The sequence below is a fragment of the Sphaerisporangium sp. NPDC004334 genome (assembly GCF_053602655.1).
Map to the genome: position 1 here is coordinate 84,390 of NZ_JBSGDZ010000029.1, position 15,326 is coordinate 99,715.

Below are 15,326 nucleotides of genomic sequence, written 5' to 3' on the forward strand. Positions count from 1 at the left end.
TCTGGATAATGCTCTGCCGATCGCCGGTCAGTCGTCGCCCAGATAGCGCTGGAGCGTCGGGGCCAGGATCTCCACCAGCTCGTCGATCTCGGCCGAGGCCAGCGGTTCCAACCGGAGGACGTACCGCATCAGCACCACGCCAAACATCTGCGCGAACCCGACCTCCATGCGCACCGGCGAGATGCCGAGCCGCTCCACGACCCGGTTGAACACCGCCATGGTCATGAACTCGCGGATGGTCACCAGCACCTGGTCGTTGGTCATCGCGCTGCGCAGGATGGCCAGGATCGGCTCGCGGTTGGCGGGGTCGGCCGTCATGGTCAGCAGGAACCGCACCAGCCGCTCGCCGATCTCCTCGCGCGGCCCTTCGAGGATGAGGGGAATGATCGTGCCCGGGTCGACCGGCAGTTGCATCGCCTCGACGAAAATGCCCTCTTTGGTGTCGAAGTAGTGGTGGACCAGGGCCGGATCGACCTCGGCCTCGCGCGCGATGCCCCTGATCGTCGCCTTGTCGTACCCCTTCTCGGCGAAGATCTTCCGCGCGGCGGCCACGATCTGGCCGCGGGTGTCCGCCGAGCCGCGCCGCCGGCCCGGCCGCCGGCCGCCGGAGGCCGCCCCCTCGGCGCCCGCCTTGCGCGCGCTCTCGGCGCCCGGCTTACGCGTGCCCTCAGGACCCGGCTTACGCGTGCCCTCGGCGCCCGGTTTGCGCGTGCCCTCGGCGCCCGGTTTGCGCGCGCCCACGGGTTCGCCGTCCGCGCCGACCGCGCCGACCTCGCCGGCCACGCTCACCTCGGCCCCCCGCGGGGGTGGCCGGACGTTCTGTGACTCATGCCCCCCATGGAACCATCACGCGTTCGAGGAGGCGGCGAAGTGGAGCCGCGCGAAGGCCAGGCCCTCGGCCAGATCGTCGATGCGCTCGGTGCGCCCGGCCGCCTTGCGCGTATTGATCTCAAGGACGATGAGGCCGCCGTACCCGGCGGTGGCCAGGCGTTCGAGGATGCGCGCGCAGGGCTGCGCGCCCCTGCCCGGCACCAGGTGCTCGTCCTTGTTGGTGGTGCCGACGCCGTCGGCCAGGTGGAGGTGCGCCAGGCGGTCGCCGAGCTTCTCGGCCATCTCCAGCGCGTCGGAACCGGAGACGGCGGTGTGCGAGAGGTCGAGCGTGACCTGCGGGTAGTCCTGGTCGATCGGGTTCCAGCCCGGGGAGTAGGGGACCACCTCGGCCCCGCGGGCGCGCAGCGGGAACATGTTCTCCACCGCGAAGACCACGTCGGTCTCCTCGCGGATGCGGGCCAGGCCCGTCTCGAAGTCGCGGGCGTAGTCGCGCTGCCACCGGAACGGCGGGTGGACCACGACGGTCTGCGCGCCGAGACGCTCGGCGGCCTTCTGTGCACGCACGAGCTTGGCCCACGGGTCGCGGCCCCACACCCGCTGGGTGACCAGCAGGCAGGGGGCGTGCACGGCCAGCACCGGGAGCTGGTAGTGGTCGACGAGCCGCTCGAGCACGTCGATGTCCTGGCTCACGGGGTCGGCGCCGACCATGACCTCGACACCGTCGTATCCAAGGCGCGCGGCCAGCTCGAAGGCGTCCGGAGTGCGCTCCGGATACACCGACGCGGTGGACAAGGCGATCTTGGCGTTCGGGACGCGGATGACGTCGGTCACAACTGCCAGCCTAAGCCGGGTCACGTCCAGGTGGCGCTCCGCAACCCGCGATGGAAGCAGGATCACAACGGTCCGGGGGACATCCTGCCTGGTCTACGGTGTCCCCATGGCGCGGATCGTCGAGGGGGCCATACCAAGCCCGAACATCTGGAACTCCCCCCGCACCTACGAACTGGAGAACCGCGCCGTCGACCCCGACGGGGCGGTCGACGCCGCCATCTCGGCCCTGAGGCCGTGGACCGGCGGCGTCGTGCTGGACATCGGCTGCGGCACCGGCTACCACCTGCCCGGCTACGCCGCCACCGCGAGCAAGGTCGTCGGCGTCGAGCCGCACTCGGGCCTGGCCGCGCTGGCCGCCGAACGCTGCCGCGGCCTGGAGCGCGTGTCGGTCCGCACGGCCACCGCCCAGGCCCTGCCGGTGCCCGACGCCTGCGTCGACGTGGCGGTGGCGCGCTGGGCCTACTTCTTCGGGCCCGGCTGCGAGCCCGGCCTGCGCGAGCTGTCGCGGGTCGTCCGGCGCGGCGGCGCGGCGTTCGTGGTCGACCTGGACGCCACCCGCGGGGCGTTCGGCGACTGGTTCAGCCGCACGGTCCCCTCCTACTCCGCGCGGGACGTCGAGGCGTTCTGGACGCGCCAGGGATGGCTGCGCCGCGAACTCGACCTGCGCATGGTCTTCACCTCCCGCGCCGACCTGGAGGCGGTGCTGCGCATCGAGTTCGCCCCCGCCGTCGCCGAGGAGGCCATCGCGCGCACCCCCGGGCTGGAGCTCGACTACCCCAACGTCCTTCGCTGGCGCCGGTACTGACCCCGGCCCCCGCCCGCGGCGCCCCTGGCCGGGACTGCCGGGCTTGACCTTGACGTTGGCGTCAAGGGTTAGCGTGAGCGCGGATCAGGGAGGGCCGATGCGCATCGGAGAGCTGGCGAGGCGGGCGGGGGTCAGCACGCGGGCGCTGCGCTACTACGAGCAGCAGGGGCTGCTCGCGGCGCGGCGCTCGACCAACGGGTACCGGGAGTACGACGAGTCGGACCTGAGGCTCGTCACCGAGATCCGCTCGCTGCTGACCGTCGGGTTCACGCTGGAGGACGCCCGCCCGTTCGTGGAGTGCCTGCGGGCCGGCAACCGGTCCGGCGACGCCTGTCCCGAGTCCGTCGAGGTCTACCGGCGAAAGCTCGCCGAGATAGACGACCAGATCCGCACCCTGCTGGCGCGCCGCGCCGAGGTGGCGGCGCAGTTCGCCGAGGCGTGCCCGGGATGCGCGCTGAGAACCGGAGGAGCACGATCATGATCACATTGACCGCCGAGAACTTCGACGAGCAGGTCCTGCGCAGCGACAAGCCCGTGCTGGTGGACTTCTGGGCCGAATGGTGCCCACCGTGCCGCATGGTGGCCCCCATCCTGGAGGAGATCGCCGCCGAGTACGGCGACCGGCTGACCGTGGCGAAGATCAATTTCGACGACCACCCCGAGATCGCCTCCCGTTACGGGGTGCTGGGGCTTCCCACCCTGAACCTCTACCGGGACGGCGAGGTGGTGCGCCAGGTGATCGGCGCCAAGCCCAAGCGGCTCCTGCTCGCCGACCTGGAAGGCGAGTTCTGAGCCCCACCTGCGGTGATGCGACGGGCGCCGGGGGACGGGAGGCGCACGCGGTGAGGTTTGTCGGCCCCAGCCGATAACGTGCCCCGCATGACCAAGACGCAGAAGGCCGGCTACCGCTGCACCGAATGCGGCTGGCGCACCACCAAGTGGGTGGGCCGCTGCGGCGAGTGCCAGGCATGGGGCACGGTCGACGAAGAGGGCGCCCGCGCCGGGGTCCACGTCGTCCAGGGCGGCGCGGTCACCGCGCCCGCCGTGCCCATCGGCCAGGTCAAGGCCGAGTTCGCCCGCGCGCGCAGCACCGGCGTCGGCGAGCTCGACCGCGTGCTCGGCGGCGGCATGGTCCCGGGCGCCGTCGTCCTGCTCGCCGGCGAGCCGGGCATCGGCAAGTCCACCCTGCTGCTGGAGGCCGCGGCCAGCATCGCCCGCCACGAGACGGTGCTGTACATCACCGGCGAGGAGTCCTCGGCCCAGGTGCGCATGCGCGCCGACCGCATCGGCGCCATCCAGGACCAGCTCTACCTCGCCGCCGAGACCGATCTTTCCGCGCTGGTCAGCCACGTCGAGAAGGTCCAGCCGCGGCTGCTCATCGTCGACTCCGTGCAGACCATCGGCTCCTCCCAGGCCACCGGCGTGCCCGGCGGCGTCACCCAGGTGCGCGAGGTCACCGGCAACCTGGTCCGGCTGGCCAAAGAGCGCGGCATGTCCACGGTGCTGGTCGGCCACGTCACCAAGGACGGCTCGATCGCCGGCCCCCGCGTGCTCGAGCACCTGGTCGACGTCGTCCTGCACTTCGAGGGCGACCGCCACTCCCGGCTGCGCATGGTCAGGTGCATCAAGAACCGCTTCGGCCCCACCGACGAGGTCGGCTGCTTCGACCTCGACGAGGCCGGCATCCGCGGCCTGCCCGACCCGAGCGGCCTGTTCGTCTCACGGCGCTCCGAGCCGGTCCCCGGCACCTGCGTCACCGTGACCGTCGAGGGCACCCGCCCGCTGCCCGCCGAGGTGCAGGCGCTCGTCGGCCCCACCGAGGCCCAGCAGCCCCGCCGCTCCTCCTCCGGCCTCGACCCCTTCCGCGTCACGATGATCCTCGCGGTGCTCGAACGCCGGCTCAACGCCAGGCTGAGCGGTTGCGACGTGTTCACCGCGACCGTCGGCGGCATCCGCCTGAACGACCCCGCGGTCGATCTCGCCGTGATGCTGGCCGTGGCCAGCGCGGCGGGCGACCGCCCGCTGCCGCCCGGCCTCGTCGTGCTGGGCGAGGTCGGCCTGGCCGGTGAGCTGCGCCCGGTCAGGGACGTCCGCCGGCGGGTCGCCGAGGCCGCCCGCCTGGGCTTCACCCGCGCCCTGATCCCCGCCGGCTCCCTCGACCAGGCCCCTTCCGCGATCGCCGCGGCGGACAAGGAGTCCCTGCGGCCGGTGCCCGTCTCCCGCCCGCCCGTCCGCACGACCACCTTCTCCCAAGGTTTCGACGTCACCGAAGCCGAGAACGTATGGGACGCGCTCACCCACGTAACCTGAAGCGGCGTCCGGGTACGGCCGCCTCTTCGCCGGTAAACTGGGCGACGTCAGCGACCAGCGGGGGCCCTGTGGCAAACACCAACAAGGGGATCGACGAACGGCGAAGATCCACGCTTGCGATGCTCGCTCCGGGCACCGAGCTGCGCGACGGCCTGGAGCGCATCCTCCGTGGCCACACCGGCGGCCTGATCGTGCTCGGCCACGACCAGAAGGTCGAGGAGGTCTGCACGGGGGGCTTCACCCTCGACGTGGAGTTCTCCGCGACGCGCCTGCGCGAGCTGGCCAAGATGGACGGCGCCATCGTGCTCGACCGCCCGGGCCGCAAGATCCTGCGGGCGGCCGTCCACCTCGTCCCCGACTCCTCGCTGCCGACCAACGAGTCCGGCACCCGCCACCGCACCGCCCAGCGGGTGGCGCGCCAGACCGGCTACCCGGTCATCACCATCAGCAAGTCCATGCGCATCATCGCCCTCTACCTCGAAGGCGTCCGCTACGTCCTTGAGGAGTCCGCGGCGATCCTGTCCAGGGCCAACCAGGCCCTCGCGACCCTCGAGCGCTACAAGATGCGCCTGGACGAGGTGTCCGGCACGCTGTCGGCCCTGGAGATCGAAGACCTCGTCACCGTGCGCGACGTGACGGCCGTCGTCCAGCGGCTGGAGATGGTGCGCCGCATCGCCGGCGAGATCGAGGGGTACGTCGTCGAGCTCGGCGTCGACGGCCGGCTGCTGTCGCTTCAGCTCGCCGAGCTGGTCGCCGGGGTCGAGGAGGACCGCGACCTGATCATGCGCGACTACCTGCCCGCCGGGCCGCACCGGGTCGACGAGTCGCTGGCGGAGCTCGACCTGCTGTCCCCCTCCGACCTGCTCGACCTCACGGCGGTCGCCCACGTGCTCGGCCACACCGGCTCCGAGGCCCTGGAAAGCCCGGTGAGCCCCCGTGGGTTCCGCCTGCTGGCCAAGGTCCCCCGGCTGCCCGCGAGCGTCGTGGACCGGCTCGTGGACCATTTCGGCGGCCTCCAGAAGCTCCTGGCGGCCAGCACCGACGACCTGCAGTCGGTGGGCGGCGTCGGCGAGTCCCGGGCGCGCAGCGTGCGCGAGGGCCTCTCCCGCCTGGCCGAGGCATCCATCCTCGAACGCTACGTCTGACCCGCGCGTGCGCTCGGCGGCCGGGACGCCGAAGGGCTCACTCAGCGCAGGTGGAAGACGACCTTCAGCGCAGGTGGAAGACGACCTTGCGGCTCCTGAGCGCGCCCAGCCGCGCCGCCGCCACGTAGGTGCCGTTGGCCGCCCGCGGGCGGGCCGCGCGGCAGTCGGGCCCCGAGCGGCGCCGGTCCCAGCCGACCATGCGCACGTGCGGCACCCCGCGCGACAGTCGCCGCACGTCGGCGCCCTCGCCGCTCACGCAGTCGGCGGTCGACCACACGCGGTCGGAGCCGGAGGTGACGCGCACCTCGACCTTGCGGGGCCCGACGTCCACCGTGCAGTCGAACCGGCCGATGTTGACCACGGTGAGCATGAACCTGGGGACGCGCCCCCCGGAGTAGACCTCCGACCGCCCGCGCAGGCTGATCACCAGGTCGGCGTCGCCGCACCGGTCGCCCGGGCGGCGGGGACGGTGCGGGCTCGGCGAAGGCGTGCGCGGCCGCGAGGCGTGCGGCGCTCCCGCCACCCGGGCGCCTCCGTCGTTCCCGCCGGCTCCGCCGTCTCCGGCCGTCTTCCCCGCCGAACCCGGGACGGGCGCCGCCGTGGGCCAGGCCGTCGCGCTCGGGGACCGGCTCGGATCTCTGGACGCGGCCGTCACCGGCCGCCCGCCGGGACCCGCGCCCCCGGAGGCGCTGGAGCAGGCCCACGCGACCACGGCCACGACGACCAGCGCCCCGGTGAGCACCGACACCCGGCGGCGCCAGTAGACCTCCGGCCCCTCGACGCCGACATCGCCACGGAACGTGTCCGGATCCATACAGTCAGTATGGTGACTTCAGACTCTCAGGTGGGTAACGACCCGCCGACGCGGGCGGCCCCCGTACCGCCCCACTCCCGGCGAACCACCACAATCGCTCCGCGCCGACGGCGCAGGCGTTACGAGCGCCGCCCCGCGAAGCCCCGTTAGGCTCGGTCCCGTGGCCACCGGACTGCACACCCCCATCCTCGACTGGTACGCCGAGAACGCCAGGGACCTCCCCTGGCGGCGGCCGGACGCCGGGCCGTGGGCGATCCTGGTGAGCGAGATCATGCTGCAGCAGACGCCCGTGGTGCGCGTCCTGCCGGTGTGGGACGAGTGGATGCGGCGCTGGCCCACCCCCGCGGCGCTCGCCGCCGAGCCGCCCGGCGAGGCCGTGCGCCACTGGGGACGCCTCGGATATCCGCGCCGCGCCCTCAACCTGCACGCCTGCGCCCGGGCGATCACCGCCGAGCACGGCGGGCGGGTGCCGTCGAGCCACGAGTCGCTGCGCGCTCTGCCCGGCGTCGGCGACTACACCGCCGCCGCGGTCGCCAGCTTCGCCTTCGGCGGCAGCCACGCGGTGCTGGACACCAACGTGCGGCGGGTGCTGGCCCGGGCCGTACGCGGCGAGGAGTACCCGCCGAAGGCCACCACGACCGCCGAGCGCAAACTGGCCGAGTCGCTGCTCCCCCCTCTGGACGCGCCGCGCTGGGCGGTCGCGGTCATGGAACTCGGCGCGCTGGTATGCACGGCGCGCGCGCCCCGGTGCGCCGACTGCCCGGTCGCCGCCGCCTGCGCCTGGCGCCTGGCGGGCCGCCCCGCCTACCAGGGCCCCGAGCGCCGCGGCCAGACCTACGCCGGCACCGACCGGCAGTGCCGGGGACGCCTGCTCGCCGTCCTGCGGGAGGCCCACGGCGCCGTGCCCAAGGCCGCCCTGGACGTGGTCTGGGACGACGCCGTACAGCGCGAGCGCGCCCTCGACGGCCTGGTCGCCGACGGCCTGGCCGAGGCCCTCCCCGACGACGCCTACCGCCTGCCCGCCTGACCACCGGGCCGCTCGAACACCCACCCGTAGCGCGGGCTCGGAGGTCGGGGTCAGGCGGCGAGTTTGAGGCCGAGGGCGGTGAGGTTGCGGCGGGTCCAGTCGAGCTCGTCGGCGAGGGTGGCGACCAGGGCGGCGGGGCCCTTGCCCTTCGCGGGGCTGGCCAGCCCGTGCGCCTCCACCTCGATGTGGGCGCCGGCGGCCGCCGGGCCCGACAGGATGGCGGTCAGGGTGTCGGTGAGGATCGACTCGGTGGCCGGGGCCTCGCCGGTGTGGTTGTGCACGTGACCGAGCTTGACCACCGAGGCGCCGGCCGCCGCGACCCCGCGCAGGGCCGCGCCGGGCTCCTCGACGCCGCAGGTCAGGTGGCAGGCGTCCAGGCAGACGCCGAGGTACTCGGAGTCGATGCCGCACACCCGCTCGACCGCCTGCTCGGTGGTCTCCAGCACGCAGCCCGGCCAGGGCTGGAAGCCGACCCTGATGGTCTTGCCGGTGACGCTGTGCAGGCCGCGCAGCTCACGGGAGAGCCGGTCCAGCCGCCGGGAGGCGATGGCGTGCAGGTCGGCGGGCCAGTCGCGCCGCCAGCCGATCGGGATCGTGGAGATGCTGCCGAAGCGGACGTCCTCGGGAAGCAGGAAGGCCAGGATGCGCGCCAGGGACATCGTGTAGCGGTAGCGCTCGGGCTTGGCCCAGTCGGGCCCCGGGGTGTCCTGCCCCATGCCCCGGCCGCCCGCGCCGTTGAGGCTGACGACCTCCAGGCCGCGCTCCTCCAGCGAGCGACGCAGCCGCACCAGCTCGATGCGGTCGGCCACGAGGTGGTCGGCCACCGCCGGGGCCAGCCACATGCCGATGCCGAGCCGGTCGACCCCGAGCCGTTTGCGCACGGGCACGGCGTACCGCGTGAGGTGGGCGATCAGGTTCTCCAGGTCCTCGGCGGGGTGCACGCCCGCGTTGTAGGACAGGTGAACGAGCGTGCCGTCCTCATGACACAGGCGCATCTCGGGTGCCTCCCAGGCGTACGTGCGTTCGCTTGTCGGGCCTCATGGCCACGGGGCGCCGGTTCCGGCGCGCGCGGCATTGCCCTCCCTGCCAGGAATCCGGCCCTGGCTCGCCCGAGTCTGCCCGGCCGGCACCCGCCGCCGCGTCCTCCCGGCAGCGGATCCCCCGCTACACCAGTGGGGGGATCTCGGCGGTGCTCACCGCACTCGGTCGATCTTGTGAGCCGTGTGGGCACGACTCTGACCCGATTCGCTCTACGGAGTGTAGTACTACTTGCGGTGGTGTCATAGCGGATACGGTCAAAGTGATCTCATGAAATGCGAAGGACCCCTCGTGAGGTGGTCTCACGAGGGGTCCCGCGGCGATGTCCTGCCTGGTGGCGGGGCCGACCCGTCACCAGAGCCCGAAGCCGGCGAGCGGCCGCGCGGCCGTCATGACCGTGTGGTCATCACGGCCGCGCGGTGCGAAGCCGAGCGATCACTAGGCCGAGCGGTCCGCCGGCCGGGCGGAGGCGCCGGCGCGGCTGCTCGCCGGCTCGGCGATGGCCGCCGCGGAGTCGGGGATCTCGGGCTGTGCCTTCTGCTCACCGACGAAGGTGAACGTGGCCTCGTCGCCCTCGCCCTCGGTCGCGATCTTGACGACCTGACCGGGACGGAGGTCGCCGTAGAGGATCTTCTCCGACAGCGTGTCCTCCAGCTCGCGCTGGATGGTGCGGCGCAGCGGCCGGGCGCCGAGCACGGGGTCGTACCCGCGGTCGGCCAGCAGCTGCTTCGCGGCGTCGGTGAGCTCCAGACCCATGTCGCGGTCCTTGAGGCGGGCGTCCACCTGGGCCAGCATCAGATCGACGATCTTGATGATCTCGGTCGGAGTGAGCTGGTGGAACACCACGACGTCGTCGACGCGGTTGAGGAACTCGGGCCGGAAGTGCTGCTTGAGCTCCTCCTGGACCTTGGACTTCATCCGGTCGTAGTTGCCCTCGACGTCGTTGCTCTTGGCGAACCCGACCCCGATGCCCTTGGAGATGTCGCGGGTGCCGAGGTTGGTCGTCATGATGATGACGGTGTTCTTGAAGTCCACGACGCGGCCCTGGGCGTCGGTCAGGCGACCGTCCTCCAGGATCTGCAGCAGCGAGTTGAAGATGTCCGGGTGGGCCTTCTCGATCTCGTCGAACAGGACCACGGAGAACGGCTTGCGCCGGACCTTCTCGGTGAGCTGGCCGCCCTCCTCGTACCCGACGTAGCCGGGCGGGGAGCCGAACAGCCGCGAGACGGTGTGCTTCTCCATGAACTCGGACATGTCCAACATGATCAGCGCGTCCTCGTCCCCGAAGAGGAACTCGGCGAGCGCCTTGGACAGCTCGGTCTTACCGACGCCGGACGGGCCGGCGAAGATGAACGAGCCACCGGGACGGCGCGGGTCCTTCAGGCCCGCACGCGTGCGGCGGATCGCCCGGGACAGGCCCTTGATGGCGTCGTCCTGGCCGATGATGCGCTTGTGGAGCTCGTCCTCCATGCGGAGCAGCCGCTGGGACTCCTCCTCGGTGAGCTTGAAGACCGGGATGCCGGTGGCCGTCGCGAGGACCTCGGCGATGAGCTCCTCGGTGACCTCGGCGACGACGTCCATGTCGCCGGCCTTCCACTCCTTCTCGCGGCGGTCGCGCTTGAGCTGGAGCTGCTTCTCCTGGTCGCGGAGGGCGGCGGCCTTCTCGAAGTCCTGCGCGTCGATCGCGGACTCCTTGTCGCGGCGCACCTGGGCGATCTTCTCGTCGAACTCGCGCAGGTCCGGCGGCGCGGTCATGCGGCGGATGCGCATGCGCGAGCCGGCCTCGTCGATGAGGTCGATCGCCTTGTCGGGCAGGAAGCGGTCGCTGATGTAGCGGTCGGCGAGCTGGGCCGCCGCCACGAGCGCCGCGTCGGTGATCGTCACGCGGTGGTGCGCCTCGTAACGGTCGCGCAGGCCCTTGAGGATCTCGATCGTGTGGCTCAGCGAGGGCTCGGCGACCTGGATGGGCTGGAAGCGGCGCTCGAGCGCGGCGTCCTTCTCCAGGTGCTTGCGGTACTCGTCGAGCGTCGTGGCGCCGATGGTCTGCAGCTCGCCGCGGGCCAGCATCGGCTTGAGGATGCTGGCGGCGTCGATCGCGCCCTCGGCGGCGCCCGCGCCGACGAGCGTGTGCAGCTCGTCGATGAACAGGATGATGTCGCCGCGCGTGCGGATCTCCTTGAGGACCTTCTTCAGGCGCTCTTCGAAGTCGCCGCGGTAGCGCGAGCCGGCCACCAGCGCGCCGAGGTCGAGCGTGTAGAGCTGCTTGTCCTTCAGCGTCTCGGGCACCTCGCCCTTGACGATCTTCTGGGACAGGCCCTCCACCACGGCGGTCTTGCCGACGCCGGGCTCGCCGACCAGAACGGGGTTGTTCTTGGTCCTGCGGGACAGGACCTGCATCACCCGCTCGATCTCCTTGTCGCGCCCGATCACCGGGTCGAGCTTGCCCTCACGCGCGGCCTGGGTCAGGTTGCGGCCGAACTGGTCCAGCACAAGAGAGGTGGAGGGGGCGGACTCCTGGGGACCTCCCGCCGCCGCCGGCTCCTTGCCCTGGTAGCCGTGGAGCAACTGGATGACCTGCTGGCGCACTCTGTTGAGATCTGCGCCAAGCTTCACCAGCACCTGAGCGGCAACGCCCTCGCCCTCGCGGATGAGGCCCAAGAGGATGTGCTCGGTGCCGATGTAGTTGTGACCCAGTTGCAAGGCCTCGCGGAGCGACAGCTCAAGGACCTTCTTGGCGCGCGGGGTGAACGGAATGTGCCCCGACGGCGCCGACTGCCCCTGGCCGATGATCTCCTCGACCTGCTGGCGCACACCTTCAAGACTGATGCCGAGGCTCTCAAGAGCCTTGGCGGCAACACCCTCACCCTCATGGATCAAGCCAAGAAGAATGTGCTCAGTGCCGATGTAGTTGTGGTTGAGCATCCGGGCCTCTTCTTGGGCCAGGACGACAACCCGCCGTGCGCGGTCAGTGAACCTTTCGAACATCTCGTCGCTCCTCACAGAGCGGTCAGGCAGCTCGGGATATCCGGGCCCGCCGCATCCGCATGCTAGCCCCGACCGGTGACCGCTCTAGACAGGAGACGTTCCCCGAGAGCAGGGCGTTCACGCTCCATCCAACTACTGTTGGGGGGTCACATGTTCCCGCTACGCCGCAAGCGAACGACGTTTAACATCGCCGTTTTACGTGTACCCCCGGGCCGCGCCCCGGACGATCACGCTCGGAAAACACGATCATGCGGCTATGGCGGCGATTCCTGACTGGTCACCGCCATAGCCGAGTGATCCACAAAGAGCTCGTCAGTGTGCCGCTTCGTACTGCTCGACCACAGAGGAGGCAATACGACCGCGCTCGCTGACGGAGATCCCGTGAGCCTTCGCCCACGCCCTGATCTCCGAGCTCTTTTCCCGGGACGGACGCTGGCCGCCGCCCCGCTTGCGACCCCGGGTGGCGACGCCCTCCGCCCGGCGGGCATTGGACACGAAAGCCGACAGCGCCTCGCGTAGCTTCTTGGCGTTGTCGCCGCTCAGGTCAATCTCGTAAGCGGAGCCATCAATCGCGAAGGTGACAGTCTCATTGGCCTCGCCACCATCGAGGTCGTCGATGAGTATCTTCTGGATCTGCGTGGCCATCTGGCAATCCTTTCGCAGAGCATTGTTCGATTCGCCAGCCAAAGATATACCCGGTACCCCCGGCTGACAATTCACGGAACCCACAGGTTCTCATGGAACCCACAGGTACAAGAGGAGCCGCGGCGCCGGGCCCTCCGGTCAGTCGGAAGAAGCCTCAGATGCCTCAGATGACTTCTCCGAGGACTCCGCCTCCTGACGCCGGCCCCCCGCTTCGGAACGGAACAGCTTGACGACCGCGATGATGACCACCGCGGCGACCACCAAGGGTGGTATCAACGCGGACAATACATCGTTCATTGATCCTCGCTCCACGCGGGGTGGGCATTCAGCGCCCCTCCCACGTTAATTGTCACACGAGACTCCCGCGCTCTGTACCACGGCCCGCTCATCCGGGAGTCACGGTCCGACTCTATCCCCACAGGAGGTCAGCGGGGGTTGCGGGGCCGGGGGCCAAAGCCGCGAAGGACCGTTCCACAGCATTCTCCGTCTCTCCAGGCGTCTTACCGGATGGCCCGGGAAAGGCGGATCCGCCGGAAAACACGGACGGGACGGCCGCGCCGCGGCCGTCCCGTCAATAAAGCTGATCTCAGCGGGGAGCCTTGACCACAACCGTGCCCGCGAGCTTGTCGTGCAGGCCCTGCTGTAGCGGCTTGTCGGTGAGGATAAGCACGCCGAGGACGAGGACGAAGATGCCCGACAGGACGCCGAGGAAGGGAATGCCGTACAGCACCAGCACGCCGGGGTAGATAGCCGAGCGCTTCATCAACGCCGACGAATCCACCGGAGCGCCGCCGACGCCGACGAGGCGGATCTTCATGACCTTCTTGCCGATGGTCTGCCCGTCCTTGGAATGCAGCACGTAGTCATAGGCGGCGTACGCGCCGTAGGCGATGATCGCCGAGACCAGGCCGGGGACGAAGGAGGAGCCGACCGCCACACCGGGGTTGGCGAGAATTTCCTCCGTCGACGGCACGAACATCGGGGAGAGGATGAGGTTCAGGATGAAGTAGACGACGCCGAAGATCAGCATGTCGATGATCCGGGCGACCCACCTCTCCCACCACTCGGCCAGCGGCGCGGGAGCGCCGGGAGGAAGCGGCGCGCCCTGGGGGCCGCCGTAGGGGGCGTTGTAGCCCTGGGGTGCGCCGTGCCCGCTCTGGGGTGCACCATAGCCGCCCTGGGGAGCGCCATAGCCGCCCTGGGGAGCGCCATAGCCGCCCTGAGGGGCGCCATAGCCGCCCTGAGGGGCGCCATAGCCGCCACCCTGGGGGTTGCCGTATGGCTGGCCCGGGCCCTGCGGATCGTAACCGCCGGGGGGTGGTTCTGCCGTCATTTCGTCACCTTTCGCGACTGCGAAGGAAGCTGCGGTTCGTGCAAGGTCCTATCGCATGTAGGGGTATGTCCGTTACCTTTTCGCCGATTCGGTCGCCACGTGTGCGCCGACTCGGTCGCATATAGCAAACGAGGCCGGGGGATCACCCCCGGCCCCGATCGCGCGCCGCTTACTTGATCTTCACGACGACGGTCTTGGCGACCTTGTCGTGCAGACATTGCTGCAGCGGCTTGTCCCAGAACTGCCACAGGACGTTCACCAGGTAGAACACCCACGTGACCAGGCCCACGACCGGGACCCACGCGAGGAACTCGAAGCCCCACAGGACGCCGGCGCGCTTGATCGCGACGTCCGAGGCGAGCCCGCCCTCGACGCCGCCGCCCACTGGGACGATCTTGATGCCCATGACGATCTTGCCGACCGTCTGGCCGCGCTGCTTCGTCATCAGGAACTCGTAGCCGACCCAGACCAGCCCGGCCAGGATCGCCGTCAGCAGGCTGGCCAGGAAGACGCCGCCGCCCGGGCTGATCGCGCCCGTCGCGGGGTCGAAGCTCGGCGCGGTGACGATGAGCGCCGCCAGCACGGCGTTGAGGATCACATACGGGATCACGATGATGACGATGTCGATGATGCGGGCCACCAGGCGCTGCCACCACTCGGCCAGCGGGGCGGGGGCGCCCGGAGGCTGCGTGCCGGTGGCCGGGTAGCCCTGCTGGTAGCCGGCAGGGCCGTACCCCTGCTGGCCGTACTGCTGCTGGCCGTAGCCCTGCTGGCCGTAGGCCGCCCCGTACGGCGGCGCCTGCTGGGCGTGCTGCTGCCCGTAGCCCTGCTGGTCGTGGCCGGCCTGCTGCCCGTACTGCGGCTGCCCGTACTGGGCCTGCTGCCCGTACTGCTGCTGCCCGTACTGGGCCTGCTGGCCGTACGCCTGCTGCGCGTCCTGCTGGCCGTACTGGCCCTGCTGGCCGTAGCCCTGCTGGGCCTCCGGCTGGCCGTACTGCTGCTGGCCCTGCTGGGCCTGCTGGCCGTACTGCGGCTGCCCGTAGCCCTGCGGCTGGCCGTAGCCGCCGGTCTGCTGGCCGTACTGCGGCTGCCCGTAGGACGGCGACTGGCCCTGCTGGCCATAGCCCTGCTGGGCCTCCTGCTGGCCCTGCTGGCCGTACGCCTGCTGCCCGTACTGCTGGGGCTGCTGCCCGTACTGCTGCTGGCCCTGCTGGGCCTGCTGGCCGTACTGCGGCTGCCCGTAGCCCTGCCCCTGCTGGGGGTGGGAAGGCTGGCCGTAGGCTCCGGTTCCACCCTGCTGGCCGTAGGCGCCCGGCTGGCCGTAGGCTCCCGTCCCTGGCTGCTGGCCATAGGCTCCCTGCTGGCCATAGCCCTGCTGGGGGTAGGCGGAGTGCTCCGAGGCCGGCTGGGGACGGTGGACGACGGTCACCTCCGGATCGATGCCCGGGGGGTTCTGCTGCCCATATTGCGGAGAGCCGGTTGACGAATGACCCTCGTCCGGCTCGTCGCGTGGGTACGGCGGCTGTCCGGTGCTCACCGTGTCACCTCACTTCGGCTTCGCA

General features: G+C 71.0%; 15 protein-coding genes. 6 read left to right on the forward strand and 9 right to left on the reverse strand.

Features of this window, described 5'->3' with window-relative positions; all coding sequences use genetic code 11:
• Positions 1-27: 27 nt before the first annotated feature.
• Together ACWEN6_RS32100 and ACWEN6_RS32105 are read right to left on the reverse strand one after the other, a co-directional pair.
• The gene (locus tag ACWEN6_RS32100; protein ID WP_452575477.1) at positions 28-783 is read right to left on the reverse strand and encodes a TetR/AcrR family transcriptional regulator; all 756 of its coding nucleotides are present in this window, start codon (positions 781-783) and stop codon (positions 28-30) included.
• A 63-nt stretch (positions 784-846) separates the two neighbouring features.
• Positions 847-1,662, reverse strand: coding sequence for a sugar phosphate isomerase/epimerase family protein (locus ACWEN6_RS32105; RefSeq protein ID WP_452575479.1), 816 nt, complete (start codon positions 1,660-1,662; stop codon positions 847-849).
• Between the two features lie 106 nt (positions 1,663-1,768).
• Between ACWEN6_RS32105 and ACWEN6_RS32110 the strand changes: the two genes are divergently transcribed.
• The 5 genes from ACWEN6_RS32110 (at position 1,769) to disA (ending at position 5,922) form a co-directional block, all read left to right on the forward strand.
• Positions 1,769-2,467: a class I SAM-dependent methyltransferase gene (locus tag ACWEN6_RS32110; protein ID WP_452575481.1), complete on the forward strand. Its 699-nt coding sequence runs from the start codon at positions 1,769-1,771 to the stop codon at positions 2,465-2,467.
• Between the two features lie 97 nt (positions 2,468-2,564).
• Positions 2,565-2,948: a MerR family transcriptional regulator gene (locus ACWEN6_RS32115; protein ID WP_452575483.1), complete on the forward strand. Its 384-nt coding sequence runs from the start codon at positions 2,565-2,567 to the stop codon at positions 2,946-2,948.
• Positions 2,945-3,259 (forward strand): thioredoxin, encoded by a 315-nt coding sequence (trxA, locus tag ACWEN6_RS32120; protein WP_354844369.1) that lies wholly within the window; start codon positions 2,945-2,947, stop codon positions 3,257-3,259. Before ACWEN6_RS32115 ends, trxA begins: the two co-directional genes overlap by 4 nt.
• Positions 3,260-3,346: 87 nt before the next feature.
• Positions 3,347-4,777: a DNA repair protein RadA gene (gene radA / locus ACWEN6_RS32125; protein WP_452575485.1), complete on the forward strand. Its 1,431-nt coding sequence runs from the start codon at positions 3,347-3,349 to the stop codon at positions 4,775-4,777.
• A gap of 68 nt (positions 4,778-4,845) precedes the next feature.
• On the forward strand, positions 4,846-5,922 hold the full coding sequence (gene disA / locus ACWEN6_RS32130; protein ID WP_452575487.1) for a DNA integrity scanning diadenylate cyclase DisA: 1,077 nt from the start codon (positions 4,846-4,848) through the stop codon (positions 5,920-5,922).
• A gap of 64 nt (positions 5,923-5,986) precedes the next feature.
• On the opposite strand, the gene ACWEN6_RS32135 is transcribed toward disA, so the two are convergent.
• A complete protein-coding gene (locus tag ACWEN6_RS32135; protein ID WP_452575489.1) occupies positions 5,987-6,736 on the reverse strand; it encodes a hypothetical protein in 750 nt (249 codons plus the stop codon).
• A 160-nt stretch (positions 6,737-6,896) separates the two neighbouring features.
• Here ACWEN6_RS32135 and ACWEN6_RS32140 point away from each other — a divergent pair, with 160 nt between their 5' ends.
• Positions 6,897-7,763 carry an A/G-specific adenine glycosylase gene (locus ACWEN6_RS32140; RefSeq protein WP_452575491.1) on the forward strand — a complete coding sequence of 289 codons (867 nt, stop codon included), beginning with the start codon at positions 6,897-6,899 and terminating at the stop codon, positions 7,761-7,763.
• 50 nt (positions 7,764-7,813) lie between these two features.
• On the opposite strand, the gene ACWEN6_RS32145 is transcribed toward ACWEN6_RS32140, so the two are convergent.
• The 6 genes from ACWEN6_RS32145 to ACWEN6_RS32170 form a co-directional block, all read right to left on the reverse strand.
• Positions 7,814-8,758, reverse strand: coding sequence for a sugar phosphate isomerase/epimerase family protein (locus ACWEN6_RS32145; RefSeq protein ID WP_354844354.1), 945 nt, complete (start codon positions 8,756-8,758; stop codon positions 7,814-7,816).
• A gap of 481 nt (positions 8,759-9,239) precedes the next feature.
• Positions 9,240-11,786 (reverse strand): ATP-dependent Clp protease ATP-binding subunit, encoded by a 2,547-nt coding sequence (locus ACWEN6_RS32150; protein ID WP_452575493.1) that lies wholly within the window; start codon positions 11,784-11,786, stop codon positions 9,240-9,242.
• Positions 11,787-12,098: 312 nt separating this feature from the next.
• Positions 12,099-12,431, reverse strand: a complete 333-nt coding sequence (locus tag ACWEN6_RS32155; protein ID WP_452575495.1) for a histone-like nucleoid-structuring protein Lsr2 — start codon at positions 12,429-12,431, stop codon at positions 12,099-12,101.
• A gap of 138 nt (positions 12,432-12,569) precedes the next feature.
• The gene (locus ACWEN6_RS32160; protein WP_354844345.1) at positions 12,570-12,728 is read right to left on the reverse strand and encodes a hypothetical protein; all 159 of its coding nucleotides are present in this window, start codon (positions 12,726-12,728) and stop codon (positions 12,570-12,572) included.
• Between the two features lie 289 nt (positions 12,729-13,017).
• Positions 13,018-13,764, reverse strand: coding sequence for an RDD family protein (locus ACWEN6_RS32165; protein ID WP_452575497.1), 747 nt, complete (start codon positions 13,762-13,764; stop codon positions 13,018-13,020).
• A 169-nt stretch (positions 13,765-13,933) separates the two neighbouring features.
• The gene (locus ACWEN6_RS32170; protein WP_452575499.1) at positions 13,934-15,301 is read right to left on the reverse strand and encodes an RDD family protein; all 1,368 of its coding nucleotides are present in this window, start codon (positions 15,299-15,301) and stop codon (positions 13,934-13,936) included.
• Positions 15,302-15,326 lie beyond the last annotated feature (25 nt).